This is a genomic window from Duganella phyllosphaerae, from assembly GCF_001758785.1.
Taxonomy (GTDB): Bacteria; Pseudomonadota; Gammaproteobacteria; order Burkholderiales; family Burkholderiaceae_D; genus Rugamonas; species Rugamonas phyllosphaerae.
In genome coordinates, this window is sequence record NZ_LROM01000081.1 from 68,841 (window position 1) to 83,562 (window position 14,722).

Below are 14,722 nucleotides of genomic sequence, written 5' to 3' on the forward strand. Positions count from 1 at the left end.
CTTAACTGTGATTACTTCGCCGGCGCCATCGACCCCGGCACCACTTCCAGCTTCACGCCACCGCGCACCGTCCGCAAATTCACCAGCTTGACCGGCTCCAGCGCATTGCCAGGCTTGCCATCGGTAGTCACCGCCAATGCAATCGTGTTGGCGCCGTTAGGGTTCAAGATGCCAGGCGGCACCACGAACACCCGTTGCGGGCCGATGTGGGCAATGAACTGCCCCATATTCCAGCCATTAACAAAAATCAGCGCGCGGTTCTCGCGTTCCGAGCGCGGTACGGTCGTATCGCCGAACGCCAGGCCCAGCTGCACATCATGGTCCTTCGGCAAATCGAGATCGAACGACGTGCGCAGCCAGTAGGTGCCCGCAGCCGGTGGCGCGGCGGTCGGCCTGGCTGCCGCCCAGCCGGTCTTGCTGTCCTGCTGCTCCCACAGCGGACGGTACCATCCGGCCCGCTCCCCGTACAGGCCGCCGTTGTTCATCGGACCGCGCACCACGTCGGCGATCTGTTCGCCGCCCAGGTTGCCCTGGATGCGCCACGCGATCGGCACGCCGAAGCGCTGGCCGCCGCGCCTGGTCAAGGAGGCGGCGATCAGCCCGCGCGCTTCGCGGTGGTAATCGTCGGCCATCAGGTTCCAGTTGTGCGAGTTGTTGCGCACCATCACCGCGATGATGTGCTCACCCTTCGTTAACTTGTCGCCGAGCGACAGCTTGACGCTGTCGGTGGTCTCCGGGAACGAACGGCCGACGTCCATCTCGTCCTGGCCGATAAACTTGCCATCGACCCACACCTGCACCATGCCCGCCCCGCCGGCCCCGTAGAACAGTTCGAGCTGGTTGGTTTTCGGGTCCACGATGTTGACACGGCCGCGATACCAGACGTCGCCGTGGTGAAAACCGTAATCGCTCATCGCCAGGGTTGGCTGACCGCGCTCGGGCATGGTCCAGGTTTGCGCGGCAGAAGGGCGGTTGTCCACCTTGGCCCACTGGCTGTCGTCGAAAGCGGGCTGGGCTTCCAGGCTATCCACCCGGCGCGACCAGGGCAGGGCGGCCAGGTCCGGCAGCTTGATCGTTGCCGGACCGGCCAGGGCGCCAGCCTTGATGCTGCCATCGGGCTGCGGCGCCAGCGCCAGGGTTTCGCCATTGAAACTGGCGGCGGTAAAGGCCGGGCCCCACACGGTCAACTCGCTGGCGGCGGCGGTGTCGCCGGTCAGGGCCAGCTTGCCGTCCGCCAGCGTGGCGGTGCGCACCATCGCTGGCGTCAGCTGCAAGACCTGGCCGGCCGGGGTTTTCTGGGTCCAGAACTGCAGGCTGTGGCGGTTATCGGCCAGCAGTAACAGCAGCGGCGCGCGGCCACCGCCAGTGATGCGCACGCGCGCCAGGCCGTCGTGGGTGTAGGTCAGCTTGAGGTCGCCCGTGGCGGCGTCGAAGCGAGACACCACCTGGCCGGCCAGCACTTCCACCTTCGGCTCGCCCTTGAAACGCAGCACGGTTTCACCGGCTTCGCCATCGCGGCCGTGCAGCAGCGCGATATCGCGCTCGCCGTTGGCGAAATGGGTCTGGATTTCCGAGGTGGAATACACCAGGTGCTGGCGCTCGAGCTGGTAGTTCGCCAGCAGCATCTTGGCGTCCTGGCCATTGAGGCGCAGCGGCACCTGGTACTTGCCGTCAACCGTGGACAGGTCGAAGGTAAAACTGTCGTCGGTGGTGAGATCGGACGGGCTGTGCACGGCGAACAGCACGTGCGTGCCCAGGTCCGGGTTGATGTTGTGATAGACCTTGGCCTTGTTCGAAGAGGTCTTGATGTCCGGCCCCTTGTCCATCTTGGCCAGCGCCTGCTCGGCCGCCTGCACGAACATGCCTTGCTGCTTGAGCGACAGCGCCTTGGCGCGCAAGCCGCGGTCCTCGGAAATCGGCGCGCCGTAATCGTAGGACGTGTACACCACCGGGCCTGCCAGCCAGCCCCACGAGGTGCCGCCAAAGGTCATGTACACGTTGTGGATGGTAATGCGGTTGATCAGGTTGGTGCCGTAGAACACGCGCTGGTAGCCGGTGCCCTGGCGCTCGGCGGTGCAGTGATACGTGCCGTTGGAACCCCAGTAATCGAACCAGCCGCCGCCGAGTTCGGCCGCGAAACCCGGCGTCTTCGGCGACGACAGCGAGCCGATCTTCGGCGAATTCTTGCCGTAGATGCCCCAGTCGGGCGCGCGGTTGGGACCGGCCGCGCTGGCAAACACATTGCAGGTGCCGCCCGGATAGCCGTCGAACGCATACATATCGGTGGGGCCGGGATTGGCCCATGGCGCGGTGGAATTCTTCGGCGTCCAGTCGGGCAGGCGGCCGGCCGAGTTGTGGAAGAACGGCACCGTCAAACCGTCGGCGCGGGCTTTTTTCGCCAGGTGCTCCATCTGGCGCACGTGCTTCGGTTCCACCTTGCCCAGTTCGTTCTCGAGCTGGTAGGCGATGACGTTGCCGCCGCCGGTCGTGGCCTGGTGGCGGTTGATGATGGCGTTAATCTGGGTCATCCATTCATCGACGGCAGCCAGGTACACGGGGTCGTCGGTGCGGGCCTCGGCGCGGTTGCGGAACATCCAGCCCGGGTAACCGCCGCCGGTCAGTTCGGCATTGACGTACGGGCCGGTGCGGGCGATCACGAACATGCCTTCCTCTTCGGCGATCTCGAGCGCGCGCTCGACGTTGCGGACATTGGAAAAATCGTACACGCCCGGCGCCGACGAGTGGTAGCCCCAGTCGAAATAGAAGGCGACGCCGTTAAAACCGAGCGCCTTCATCTTCTGGATGACGTCGCGCCACAGCGACGGATTGGGCAGGCGGAACGGGTGGATCTCGCCCGACCACACCACGATGCGCTTGCCATCGACCATCATCGAATGCTCGTCCCAGCTTATTTTTTTAGGCTGGCCTTTCGGCCTGGTCGCCGCGGCGAACTGCTTGCCGTCTTCGGCCATCACGGCGGTCTTGCTCAGCAGGCTGGAGACGCCGCCCAGCTCCTTCTTCGGGGTCCAGGTGCGCAGGCCGTCGGCGCTGTCGGCGTACCACAATTTGGCTCCGACCGCGTCGGTAAAATACACGCGCCAGTTGCCGTTGGCCAGCCTGACCAGCGACTGGCCGCCTGCCGTACCGCCCCAGCTCTCGGCGTCGGCTAGCGAAACCACGGTCCAGGGGCCGGCCAGTACCTTGGCCGTGGCCAGCCGCAGCAAGCCGGTCTTGTCATCGCGCAGCAGGGCCGCATAACCGTCGTCCGTCGCCACGACCACCGCATCGCTGGCAGCCGGCAAGCCCGCCAGCGGGGCCGGGGCCGACCATTGCGACAGGTCGGCATTGGCGCTCAGCAGTTGTACCTTGCCCGTGCCGGAGGTGGCTACCAGCTTGAGGGCGCCATCCTTGTCGCGCAACCAGCGCGTCGTGCCGGCGGTGCCCGGCAAGTCGCGCACAAACTGCCAGCGCTTCAAATCCTGCGAGCGGGTGAGGGCCAGTCCGCTGCCGGTGGCATACACCACGTAATAATAGCCGTCGCTGTGGCGCACGATGGCCGGATCGCGCAGCGTGGCGCTGCTGGCCCCACCGGCGCCCTGGCCGGGCTGGAACGCCTCGGAAGCGAGCGAGGTGAAGGTCACGCCGTCGTTCGATGAAAATATGCTCAGCGCATTGTTCGAAGCCAGGTTGACGGCGGCCAGCACGAACGCCTGGGCGTTGGCGGCCTGGACGGTGGTGCTGGCAGTGGTGCTGGCGGCGTTGGCCGGGCGGTTGGCATCCGATGCCTGCGGAATGCCGAGTTCCTGCGCCATGCAGCCAAGTGCGAGCGACATGCCGCCGAGGGCGGTCAGGCCGGTATGGAACAGCCGGGAGACGGGGACGCGACGTCCGGAAAAGCGTGGAGGAAGTATGAGCATGGATCCTGTGATAGTGATAGATACCGAGCGCTCATGATAAATGGTTACAGAGCATGAAAAATTGGCCCGCCGATCAATTAGTTGAGTGATTTGAACAGCCAGCCCAACCGGTAACTACCCGGAAGATAGTAAAAATCCGTGAAAAACGTATTTCATCTCCAGCCCGAATTACGCCAGACACGCCACGGCAGCGCACTGGGTTAATCGTTTTCCAATTTAGTGATGCATTTCCACAACAACCTTGCAAAGACTAATGACCTATTGAGCAACTACGTGCATACTAAAAAAACTGGTCCGACCAATTCTAAGATTGGTTTACCAGAAGATTAAACCGATCCAACCAATTTATAAAATCCAGGACGGAGGAGACACATGCAGTATCAATCCACCCCACCACTGCGTCGGGCGACGATGGCAGTTTGCATTTCTGTAGCACTGCTTCAAATGAGCGGCCAGGCCTACGCCCAGACCGTTCCAGCCGAAGCCCCGGCGGCGCAGGTACAAGCGGTCGTCGTGACCGGCTCGCTGATCCGCCGCGTTGCGGACGAAGGCGCCACCCCTTTGACCACCATCAAGTCGGCCGAAATGGAAGCACGCGGCCACACCGAATTGAAAGACCTGGTCCTCGAACAGCCGCAGTCGCTGTCGCTGGGCACCAACACCGGCGCGGCCGGCCCGGTCACCAACCTGCGCGGCCTGGGCCCGATGCGTACCCTGACCCTGCTCAACGGCCGCCGCCTGGCCAATGAACCGCTGCAGGACCAGTACGTCTCGGTCAACGTGATTCCGCGCATGGCGCTCGATCGCGTGGAAACCCTGTCCGGCGGCGCCGCGTCGATCTATGGCGCCGACGCCATCGGCGGCGTGCAGAATTTCTGGACCAAGCGCGGCTACAAAGGCCTGGCGCTCAAGGGCGAATTCGCCGCACCGCAAATGCACGGCGGCGGCACCACCAAGTCGTTCGGCGCCATCGGCGGCTTCGGCGACTTGGGCCAGGATGGTTTCAATGCCTACTTCGCCATCGACCACCAGGAAAAATCGGCGCTGATGCAGGGCGACCGTCCCGAGCAGCACGATCCGGAAATCCTGCGGTCGCTGGGCCTGGGCATCCAGCCGGAAGGCCGCAACGCCAATCCGCTGGCCAACTTCGGCTTCACCCGCGCTGCCAACTCGAACTACAACCCCGCGTATGCCTCGGGCTGTAACTCGCCTGCCTCGCTGCCAACGCTGGGCAACCTCAGCACCGCCGCAGCGCCGACCTACGCGCCTGGCTGCTACCGCAATCCGCTGTACTTCAACGCGGTCACCGACGGCAGCAAGATCACCACCATGTCCGGTCGCCTGAGCTTCAACCTGTCCGGCGGCCACAAGATCGACATGGACGTGCTGAACTCCGAGTTCACCGTGCAGAAGTTCCGCGGAATGCAGGTTCCGGGTTCAACCAATCCGTTCACCACGTATTCGATGCCATCGACCAGCCGTTTCTATCCTGGCCGCGGCATCACGCCGAACGTTCCGGTAGTACTGAATGCAGCGGGCAGCAACAACGGCGCCACCGGCACCCCGACCATGTATATCGACCAGTCCAAAACGCCGGGCACCGTCGCCAACCTGAACATGGCCAACCGTCCGATCTACTTCCAGTGGGGTCCGGCGGAACTCGGTTCGGCCTACCGCAACGACAAGCAGACCAACAAGCGGCTGGTGCTCACGGCCGAAGGCGAAGTGCTGGGCTGGGACTACCGCGCCGGCGCCAACTACGGCGTGGCCGAGCGTAACACCATGGCCGGTGACGGCTACGTCCTGTATTCGAAGGTACAGGACGGCATCAACCGTGGCATCATCAATCCGTTCGGCGCCCAGGATGCAGCCGGCGCCGCTTACCTGCAAAGTACCGTCGCCAAGGACTACACGTACCGCCTGAACAAGGCCTACAACAAGAGCATCGACCTGACCCTGTCCAAGGGCCTGTACAAGCTCGGTGGCGGCGACCTGACGCTGGCCGTCTCCGGCGAACTGCGCGAAGACAGCGCCCGCACGTTCAATGCGCCGCTCGACTACGTGTCCCGCCGCGCCGATGGCACCTACAACCTCGACGCCGCCGGTAACGTGCTGCAGCAAGACCTGGTTGGCGAAGTGCCGCAAGGCGTGGCCAAAAAGCTCAAGCGCAAGATCTCCTCGATCCTGGCCGAAGTCGATGCGCCACTGACCGACACCTTCCTGCTGAACGCCGCCGTCCGTGCCGACAAGTACGACGACCTCGATACGACCACCATCAATCCGAAGCTGGCCGCACGCTGGCAGCCATACCAGCCGCTGGTGCTGCGTGGTTCGGTGTCGACCGGTTTCCGGGCGCCGTCGATCATGGACATCCAGAACCCGACCGCCGAAGTGCGCACCCAGCAGATGGACGATCCGGTCCTGTGCCCGAGCGCGCAGCCGACCGTTGCGGGCACCGGCACGCCGGTAGCAGGCCGTTCCGCCGACCAGGTGTGTAACGTGCTGACCAGCTACTGGACCAAGTCGCCGAACAACAGCTTCCTGAAACCGGAAAAATCGCGTGGGTTCTCGTACGGCTTCGCGCTGGAACCGATCAAGAACCTGTCGATCACCGTCGATTACTGGGGCCTGAAAATGCGTGACGTGCTGGGCGCCGTGTCGATCGCCGAAATCCAGCAAAATCCGGGCAAGTACCAGGACCAGATCCTGCGCGGTCCCGATGGCCTGATCGATCACATCGTCGCCAGCCAGGCCAACCGTGGCATGGCCCGCATTCGCGGCGCCGACATTTCGGCCAATTACCGGTTCCCGAAAACGGCCGCCGGCACGTTCGACGCCAAGCTCGATGGCACCTGGTACCAGAAGAACGAATTCCAGGGCGAGAAAGACGGCGTCTGGCTGCAGAACGTCGGCGTGATCACCAACGACGGCCGTTACGGCAGCGCTGGTCCGAACGCCGGCCTGGCCGGTCTGCCACAGATCAATCCACGCTGGAAGCACACGGCGTCGATCGGCTGGGGTTATGGCGACTTCCGCACCACGCTGTCGCACCGCTATAACACCAGCGTGCGCGACCTGACGCCGCGTCTTGGTTCGACCCTGACCAAGGTCGATGCTTATAGCCAGTTCAATATGAACGTGCGTTACACCGGCATTGCCAACGCTACCATCACCCTCGGTGTGAACAACATCACCAAGGAATTCCCGCCACTGACCTCCAATAGCACCTATAGCGGCGGTTACGTGACGAGTATGGCCGACATGTTGGGCCGTGTTTACCGCATGTCGGTGGAATACAAGTTCTAAGCATCATGAATCAACCGTCTCCATACCAGGGACGGCGCCGTTTGCTGAAAGGGGCGGCCGCCATGGCCGCCGCTTCGGTGGCGGGCGCGCCGTCAGCCGCCAGGTCGGCCCCCGCGGATCCCTGGGCTTATGCCCAGGGCATCATCGATCAATTTTCCAGGCCGCTCGATTTTTCGCAGCGCGAAGTTTCCATCACCAGTCACGGCGCCAAGCCGTGCCAGCTGCATGCGGTCGATGGCTTTCCCACCATCGACGCCAAAGGCAAAGTCCTCACCCCCGTACCAGGTTCCCACGACTGCTACCCAGCGCTGCGTGCTGCCATTGCGGCCGTGCACCGGGCCGGCGGCGGCACCGTGCTGGTACCTGCCGGCGACTGGTACTGCAAGGGCCCGATCGTGCTGCTGTCGAACGTGTGCGTGCACCTGGCGGCCAGGGCGCGGGTGCGTTTTTCCGCCGATCCGCGCGACTACGCACGCGATGGCGACTACGACTGCGGCGCCAATGGTAAATTGGTGCTGTCGCGCTGGCAGGGCAACGACTGCCTCAATTTCTCGCCGCTCGTGTACGCGCGCGGCCAACGCAATATCGCCATTACCGGCGCCGACTGGACCAGCGAACTCGATGGCCAGGCCGGCGTGCCGTTCGAAGACGGCAGCGGCAACGGCTGGTGGGGCATGAACCCCAAAGGTGCGCGGCAAGGTCCGAACCCCGACGCCATGCACCAGGGCCGCAACAACCCGCTCAATCCCGAATCGCTGGCGAAGCTGGCGCCGAAGCTGGACGCCGCCGTGCTGGCGCGCATCCAGGGCGATGCGCCCGACTGGCGCAGCGACGAAAAATTCCTGCCTGCGCTGTCCGAAGCCGGCGTGCCGGTCGAACGACGCATCTTCGGCCTCGGTCACTACCTGCGCCCGTGCATGGTCGAATTCATCGACTGCGACAATGTGCTGATGCAGGGCTACCAGGTGATCAACACGCCATTCTGGATCCACCACCCGGTTGACTGCCGCCGCGTGCATTTCTCCAAAGTGCGCATGGAGAGCATCGGCCCGAACTCCGATGGCTTCGACCCGGAATCGTGCGACACCGTGCTGGTGGACGGCTGCTGGTTCAATACCGGCGACGACTGCATTGCCATCAAGGCGGGCAAGAACCTCGACACCAATTACGGGCCTACCCGCAATGTCGTGATCCAGAACTCGGTGATGAACAGTGGCCACGGCGCCGTCACCCTGGGCAGCGAAATGTCGGCCGGGATCGAGCACGTGTACGCCCAGCACCTGGACGTGCGCAACCAGCACTGGCAGACCGACCCGCTCAACACCGTGGTGCGCTTGAAAACCAATATGAACCGCGGCGGCTTCCTGCGCCATTTCTACGTTCGGGACGTCAAGCTGCCCAATGGTGTGCGCCTCAAACCCGGCTTCTACAAGCCGATTGCCGGCGGCCCGGTCAAGGCGGGCACCGTGCCTACCGGTGGCGGCGCCGTGATCACCTTCGATTGCGACTACGCACCGGCATTCGACCTGATCCGCAGCCGGCCACCGGAAGTCTCGCACGTGCACATCTCGGAAATCCGGGTGACCAACGTCAAAACCGCCGAAGGCGCGTTTGGCTGCTACCAGGCCTTCGTGGTGCTGGGTCCCGTGGGGCACAGCTACAACGGCCCGGACAGCAAGCAGATCCTGCCGGTCACCGACGTGACCATCAGCGATTGCGACTTCGGCACGCCGGTCAATGCGGCGCAGCCGTGGTTCATCCATAACGCCAAAAATATCGCGCTGCGCAACGTGGTCATCGGCGACAAGCGTTACGACGAAAACCTGTCGGGGTAGGCATGAAGCGACGTGTTTGCATGATGTTCTTGGCGGCGCTGGCCGCCGGTGCTATCGCCGCGCCAGCAGCGGACAACCAATATGGCGTGGCGCCGGCTGCCGGGCCGGTGGAGCGCTGGGGGACGCTCGAACTGTCCTTCACCGGACCCGCCACCGGCAATCCTTTCACGGACGTGGAACTGTCGGCCGTATTCCGCCAGGACGGGCGCGAACTGCTGGTGCCGGGCTTTTACGACGGGGACGGCGTCTATAAAATCCGCTTCATGCCCGACACGGTGGGCGCCTGGCGCTACGCTACCCGCTCCAACGCGCCCGCACTGCACGGCAAGCGCGGCGAGTTCACGGCGGTGCAACCGGCGCCGGGCAACCACGGCCCGGTCACGGTGCGCAACACCTTCCACTTCGGCTACGCCGACGGTACGCCGTTCTGGCAGGTGGGCACCACCAGCTATGCCTGGACCCACCAAAGCCCGGCATTGCAGGAACAAACCCTGAAAACCCTGGCCGGGGCGCCATTCAACAAGATCCGCATGGCGATCTTCCCCAACAATGACGACCAGGTGGCGGGCCAGCATTTTCCATTCGCCGGCAAACCGCCGCACGGTTGGGACTTTGGCCGTTTCGATCCGGTCTTCTTCCGCAACCTCGATCAGCGCGTGGCGCAGTTGCGCGCGCTCGGCATCGAGGCGGACCTGATCCTGTTCCACCCTTATGACAAGGGCCGCTGGGGTTTCGACCGCATGCCGGCCGCGGTCGACGACCGCTATTTGCGCTACGTGGTGGCGCGCCTGTCCGCGTACCGCAACGTCTGGTGGTCAATGGCCAACGAGTACGATTTCCTCACCGAGAAGAAGACCGACGACTGGGACCGCTACTTCCGCATCGTGCAGGCGGCCGATCCGTACAATCACCTGCGCTCGATCCATAACGCGTTCCGCTTCTACGACCACAACAAGCCGTGGGTCACGCACGTGAGCATCCAGCACGGCGCCGCCACCGAAGACCCGGAGCGCGCAGTGCTGCTGCGCGACGTGTATAACAAGCCGGTGGTGTTCGACGAAGTGAAATACGAAGGCAACTGGACCAAGCGCTGGGGCCAGCTCACGCCCGAAGAAATGGTGCTGCGCTTCTGGAATGGCGCGGTCGCCGGCACCTACGTGGGCCACAGCGAGATCTATACCGACACCAGCGGCAAGGGCGAAATCTGGCTGGGGAAGGGCGGCGTGCTGCGCGGCCAGAGCGCGCCCCGGCTGGCGTTCTTCCGCAAGATCCTGGCCGCCAGCCCGGCCGAGGGCCTGGAGCCGATCGACAAGTGGCAGGATTATCCGTTCGCCGGCAAGCATGGCGAGTATTATCTCGGGTACTTCAACCACGCGCAGCCGACCAGCTGGCCGTTTGCACTGTTCAAGACCGGTTTGAAGGATGGCATGCGCTTCAGGGTGGAAGTGATCGATACCTGGAACATGACGGTGACGCCAGTGGCTGGCGTGTTCGAGATTAAAAAACGCGACGACTACACGTTCGCCGACAGGGATGGCCGCAGCGTTGCGCTGCCGGGCCGTCCGTACATGGCGCTGCGCATCGTGCGCGTCCCTGAGGAGTCTGATAAATGAAACGACAGATGCTGGCTGCGGCCATTGCTATTGTGCTGGCCACCGGCACGGTTCACGCCGAAGTGATCGGCAAGATGGAAACCCCGCAGGCGCTGACCGAATCGCGCCTGACGGCGCTCCCGCCCGACCAGCGCGCGGTGTGGCAGGGGTATCTCGATCGGTCGCGCGGCCTGATGGCGGCCGACAAGGCGGCGCTGGCGGCCGAACGCGTGGATTCGGCCGCCGTGCCGGCTGCCGAGCCAAAACCTGGCAACGGCATGCCGCTCAAGAATCCGGCCCCCTGGTACGGCTCCGCCGACGCGCTGCGCGTGGCCGACAACATTGTCAGCTACCAGACCCCGGCCGGCGGCTGGGGCAAGAACGTCAACCGCAGCGGTCCGCCGCGCCAGAAAGGCGAAGCGTACGTGCACGGCGACGCCGGCAAGCCGGAGGGGTGGTCGTACGTCGGCACCATTGACAATGACGCCACCATCACGGAACTGCGTTTCCTGGCGCGGGTGATCACCGCCGGCCATGGCGCGCGCAAGGCCGAGTACAAGGCCGCCTTCGCGCGCGGCATGGAATACCTGTTCACGTCGCAGTATCCCAATGGCGGCTTCCCGCAGGTATATCCGCTGGCAGGCGGCTACCACGACGCCATCACCTACAACGACAATGCGCTGGCCAATGTCACCGACCTGCTCGAAGACGTGGCGCTGCGCCAGGGCGACTACGGTTTCGTGGCGCCGGAACTGGCCGCGCGCGCCGCGCAGGCGCGCGACCAGGCCGAGCGCGTGATCGTCGCCAGCCAGATCAAGGCGGGGGGCGTACTGACCGCCTGGTGCCAGCAGCACGACCCCTTGACACTGGCCCCGGTCGGCGCGCGCAACTTCGAGCCGATCGCGCTCACCAGCGTGGAGAGCGCACGCCTGCTCAATGTGCTGATGCGCGATCCGGCGCCCAATGGCGCCATCGTCACGGCGGTGGACGCCGGCGCGGCCTGGCTCAAGCGCGTGGCCATCCATGACCAGGAATGGACGCGGACAAAAGAAGGCGCCAGCCTGGCACCGAAAGCGGGCGCCGGCCCCCTGTGGGCGCGGTTCTACGACGTCGCCACCATGCGCCCGATTTTTGGTGACCGCGACCGCACCATCCACACCGACGTCAACGAACTCTCGCCCGAGCGCCGCGCCGGCTACGCGTGGTACGTGAACAATCCGGCATCGACGCTGGACAAGTATGCCAAGTGGACGGGCAAGGTTTCGACGGCAGTCAAGTAACAGCAATTGATGAATTAAGCTCATAAGGGCATCAAATATTCATGCCGTTTTCCGCATGAATGAGCATTTAGCATACAGGCTCTCCGAGTTGTGCAGTCAAAGGATCCTGTTATGCCCATCAAATCTCGTCGCGCCCCCGCTGGCGCATCGTCCTGGGGCGCTGTGCTGGCCATGTCGCTGGGCGCGTTCGCACTGGTCGCTTCCGAGTTCATGCCGGTCAGCCTGCTCACGCCGATCGCCGCCGACCTGCACATCACCGAAGGCCAGGCCGGCCAGGCCATCGCCATCTCCGGCGCGTTTGCCCTGCTCACCAGCCTGTTCATCACCAGCATGGCCGGCAAGATGGACCGCAAGTTGCTGCTGCTGGGGATGTCGATGTTGATGATCATCTCCGGTACCGTGGTGGCGTTCGCCCCCAATTACCTGGTGTTCATGGTCGGCCGGGCGCTGATCGGGGTGGCCATCGGCGGCTTCTGGTCGCTGTCGGCGGCCACGGTGATGCGGCTGGTAGCGCCGGACAAGATCGCGCGCGCGCTGGCCATCCTCAATGGCGGCAACGCGCTGGCCACGGTGATTGCGGCGCCCGCCGGCAGTTTTCTCGGTTCCCTGATCGGCTGGCGCGGCGCTTTCCTGTGCGTGATCCCGGTCGCGCTCATCGCATTCGTGTGGAAGCTGGTGACGCTGCCGCCCATGCGCAACGATACCACCGTCAAACCGGCCAGCCTTCCCAGCCTGCTCAAGCGCCCCGAGGTGGCGCTGGGCATGCTGGCCGTGAGCCTGTTCTTCATGGGGCAGTTCGCGCTGTTTACCTACCTGCGCCCGTTCCTGGAAACCGTGACCCACGCCAGCGTCTCGGCCCTGTCGCTGCTGTTGCTGACGCTGGGCGTGGCCGGTTTTGCCGGCACTGCGCTGATCGGCGGCCTGCTGGGCAATCACCTGTACCGCACCCTGGTTGCCATTCCCCTGCTGATGGCCGCTGTGGCCCTGGCGCTGATGACCTTCGGCGCGTCGGTCGCCGCCACCGCCGTGCTGCTCGCGCTGTGGGGTTTGCTGGCCACCTCGGCGCCGGTCGGCTGGTGGACCTGGCTGGCCCGGACGTTGCCGCAAGACGCGGAAGCCGGCGGCGGCCTGATGGTGGCCGTGGTGCAGCTGGCAATCATGCTCGGCGCCATGGCGGGCGGCCTGGTGTTCGACTCAAGCGGCTATCGCGGCACGTTCGAACTCGCTGCCGTGATCCTGGTGGTCGCGAGTGTCGCATCAGTGCTGGCGGCGCGCGCCGGCGCACAAACTTCGGTGGCGCTGGCCACTTCAATCAAATAAACAAGGATGACCATGAACGACCAAGAGATCGACAACACCCGGCGCGGAATCCTGATCGGCGGCGCACTCACGGCCACTGCCGCCGCGCTGCCAGCCATGGCGGCGGGGCAGGGCGCAGCGGTTGAAAACAGCGCCACCACGCCCGCCCCGGTGCAGTCCACCGTCACCATGCGCATCAACGGCCAGCCGCACACGCTGTCGCTGGACACCCGCACTACCTTGCTCGACGCGTTGCGCGAGCACTTGCACCTGACCGGCACCAAGAAGGGCTGCGACCACGGTCAGTGCGGTGCCTGCACGGTGATCGTCGATGGCCGCCGCATCAATTCCTGCCTGTCGCTGGCGGTGATGCACGAAGGGGCGGAGGTGACCACCATCGAAGGCCTGGGCACGCCGGAGAAGCTGCATCCGATGCAGGCCGCGTTCGTCAAGCACGACGGATTCCAGTGCGGCTACTGCACGCCCGGCCAGATTTGCTCGGCCGTGGCGGCCATCGACGAGATCCGACGCGGCGTACCGAGCCACGTCACCGCGGACCTGACGGTGCAGCCGTTGCTGTCCTCGGATGAACTACGTGAGCGGATGAGCGGCAATATCTGCCGCTGCGGCGCCTATTCCAACATCATCGACGCCATCACCGAGGTGGCAGGGAGCCGTTCATGAGAGCCTTTACCTATCAACGCGCCGCCACAGTTGCCGAAGCGGCAGCCGTCGCGGCCCGCACTCCCGGCGCGCGCTTCATTGCAGGCGGCACCAACCTGCTCGACCTGATGAAGCTCGAGATCGAAACGCCGGCCCACCTGGTGGACGTCAACGGCCTGGGCCTGGACCGCATCGAAGCCACGCCCGAGGGCGGCCTGCGCATCGGCGCCCTGGTGCGCAATACCGACCTGGCGGCCGATGCCACCGTGCGGCGCGATTACGGCGTGCTGTCGCGGGCCTTGCTGGCCGGCGCCAGCGCGCAGCTGCGCAACAAGGCCACCACGGCCGGCAACCTGCTGCAGCGCACCCGCTGTCCATATTTCTACGATACCAACCAGGCCTGCAACAAGCGTGCGCCAGGCACCGGTTGCGCCGCCCTCGGCGGATTTACCCGTGGCCACGCCATCGTGGGCCAGAGCGACGCCTGCATCGCCACGCACCCGAGCGACATGGCCGTGGCCATGCGGCTGCTGGACGCGGTGGTGGAAACGGTCAACCCGGACGGCGCCAACCGGGCCATTCCCATCGCCGACTTCTATCGCCTGCCCGGCACTACGCCCAACCTGGACACCAACCTGCGCCCGGCGGAACTGATCACCGCCGTGACGTTGCCCAAGCCGCTCGGCGGCCGCCATGTGTACCGCAAGGTGCGCGACCGCGCCTCGTACGCATTCGCGCTGGTCTCGGTGGCGGCCGTGGTGCATCAGGACGGCACCGGCCGTGTGGCCGTTGGCGGCGTGGCGCACCAGCCGTGGCGCGTGCCGGCCGGA

8 protein-coding genes are annotated in these 14,722 nt (G+C 64.9%); 7 read left to right on the plus strand and 1 reads right to left on the minus strand.

Going from position 1 to position 14,722, the window contains the following annotated elements; all coding sequences use genetic code 11:
- Window positions 1-11: 11 nt before the first annotated feature.
- On the minus strand, window positions 12-3,917 hold the full coding sequence (locus tag DUPY_RS11300) for a beta-galactosidase (RefSeq protein ID WP_229255328.1): 3,906 nt from the start codon (window positions 3,915-3,917) through the stop codon (window positions 12-14).
- A gap of 444 nt (window positions 3,918-4,361) precedes the next feature.
- On the opposite strand from DUPY_RS11300, the gene DUPY_RS11305 reads away from it, so the two are divergent.
- The 7 genes from DUPY_RS11305 to DUPY_RS11335 all read left to right on the plus strand — a co-directional run.
- On the plus strand, window positions 4,362-7,223 hold the full coding sequence (locus DUPY_RS11305) for a TonB-dependent receptor domain-containing protein (protein WP_070248055.1): 2,862 nt from the start codon (window positions 4,362-4,364) through the stop codon (window positions 7,221-7,223).
- A 5-nt stretch (window positions 7,224-7,228) separates the two neighbouring features.
- Window positions 7,229-9,058 (plus strand): glycoside hydrolase family 28 protein, encoded by a 1,830-nt coding sequence (locus DUPY_RS11310; RefSeq protein WP_070248057.1) that lies wholly within the window; start codon window positions 7,229-7,231, stop codon window positions 9,056-9,058.
- A 2-nt stretch (window positions 9,059-9,060) separates the two neighbouring features.
- Window positions 9,061-10,671, plus strand: coding sequence for a DUF5060 domain-containing protein (locus DUPY_RS11315; protein ID WP_229255329.1), 1,611 nt, complete (start codon window positions 9,061-9,063; stop codon window positions 10,669-10,671).
- A complete protein-coding gene (pelA, locus tag DUPY_RS11320; protein WP_229255330.1) occupies window positions 10,668-11,930 on the plus strand; it encodes a pectate lyase in 1,263 nt (420 codons plus the stop codon). Before DUPY_RS11315 ends, pelA begins: the two co-directional genes overlap by 4 nt.
- 111 nt (window positions 11,931-12,041) lie before the next feature.
- Window positions 12,042-13,250, plus strand: a complete 1,209-nt coding sequence (locus DUPY_RS11325; RefSeq protein ID WP_070248062.1) for an MFS transporter — start codon at window positions 12,042-12,044, stop codon at window positions 13,248-13,250.
- A gap of 12 nt (window positions 13,251-13,262) precedes the next feature.
- Window positions 13,263-13,913 (plus strand): aldehyde dehydrogenase iron-sulfur subunit PaoA, encoded by a 651-nt coding sequence (gene paoA, locus DUPY_RS11330; protein WP_070248083.1) that lies wholly within the window; start codon window positions 13,263-13,265, stop codon window positions 13,911-13,913.
- Window positions 13,910-14,722: FAD binding domain-containing protein (locus DUPY_RS11335; protein WP_070248064.1), on the plus strand; the 813-nt coding region annotated here is incomplete at its 3' end. The genes paoA and DUPY_RS11335, both read left to right, overlap by 4 nt.

Bases quoted from the DNA above. Each gene is read 5' to 3' on its own strand.
- DUPY_RS11300 (WP_229255328.1), bottom strand. From the start codon at position 3,917: ATGCTCATACTTCCTCCACGCTTTTCCGGACGTCGCGTCCCCGTCTCC.
- DUPY_RS11305 (WP_070248055.1), top strand. From the start codon at position 4,362: ATGAGCGGCCAGGCCTACGCCCAGACCGTTCCAGCCGAAGCCCCGGCG.
- DUPY_RS11310 (WP_070248057.1), top strand. From the start codon at position 7,229: ATGAATCAACCGTCTCCATACCAGGGACGGCGCCGTTTGCTGAAAGGG.
- DUPY_RS11315 (WP_229255329.1), top strand. From the start codon at position 9,061: ATGAAGCGACGTGTTTGCATGATGTTCTTGGCGGCGCTGGCCGCCGGT.
- pelA (WP_229255330.1), top strand. From the start codon at position 10,668: ATGAAACGACAGATGCTGGCTGCGGCCATTGCTATTGTGCTGGCCACC.
- DUPY_RS11325 (WP_070248062.1), top strand. From the start codon at position 12,042: ATGCCCATCAAATCTCGTCGCGCCCCCGCTGGCGCATCGTCCTGGGGC.
- paoA (WP_070248083.1), top strand. From the start codon at position 13,263: ATGAACGACCAAGAGATCGACAACACCCGGCGCGGAATCCTGATCGGC.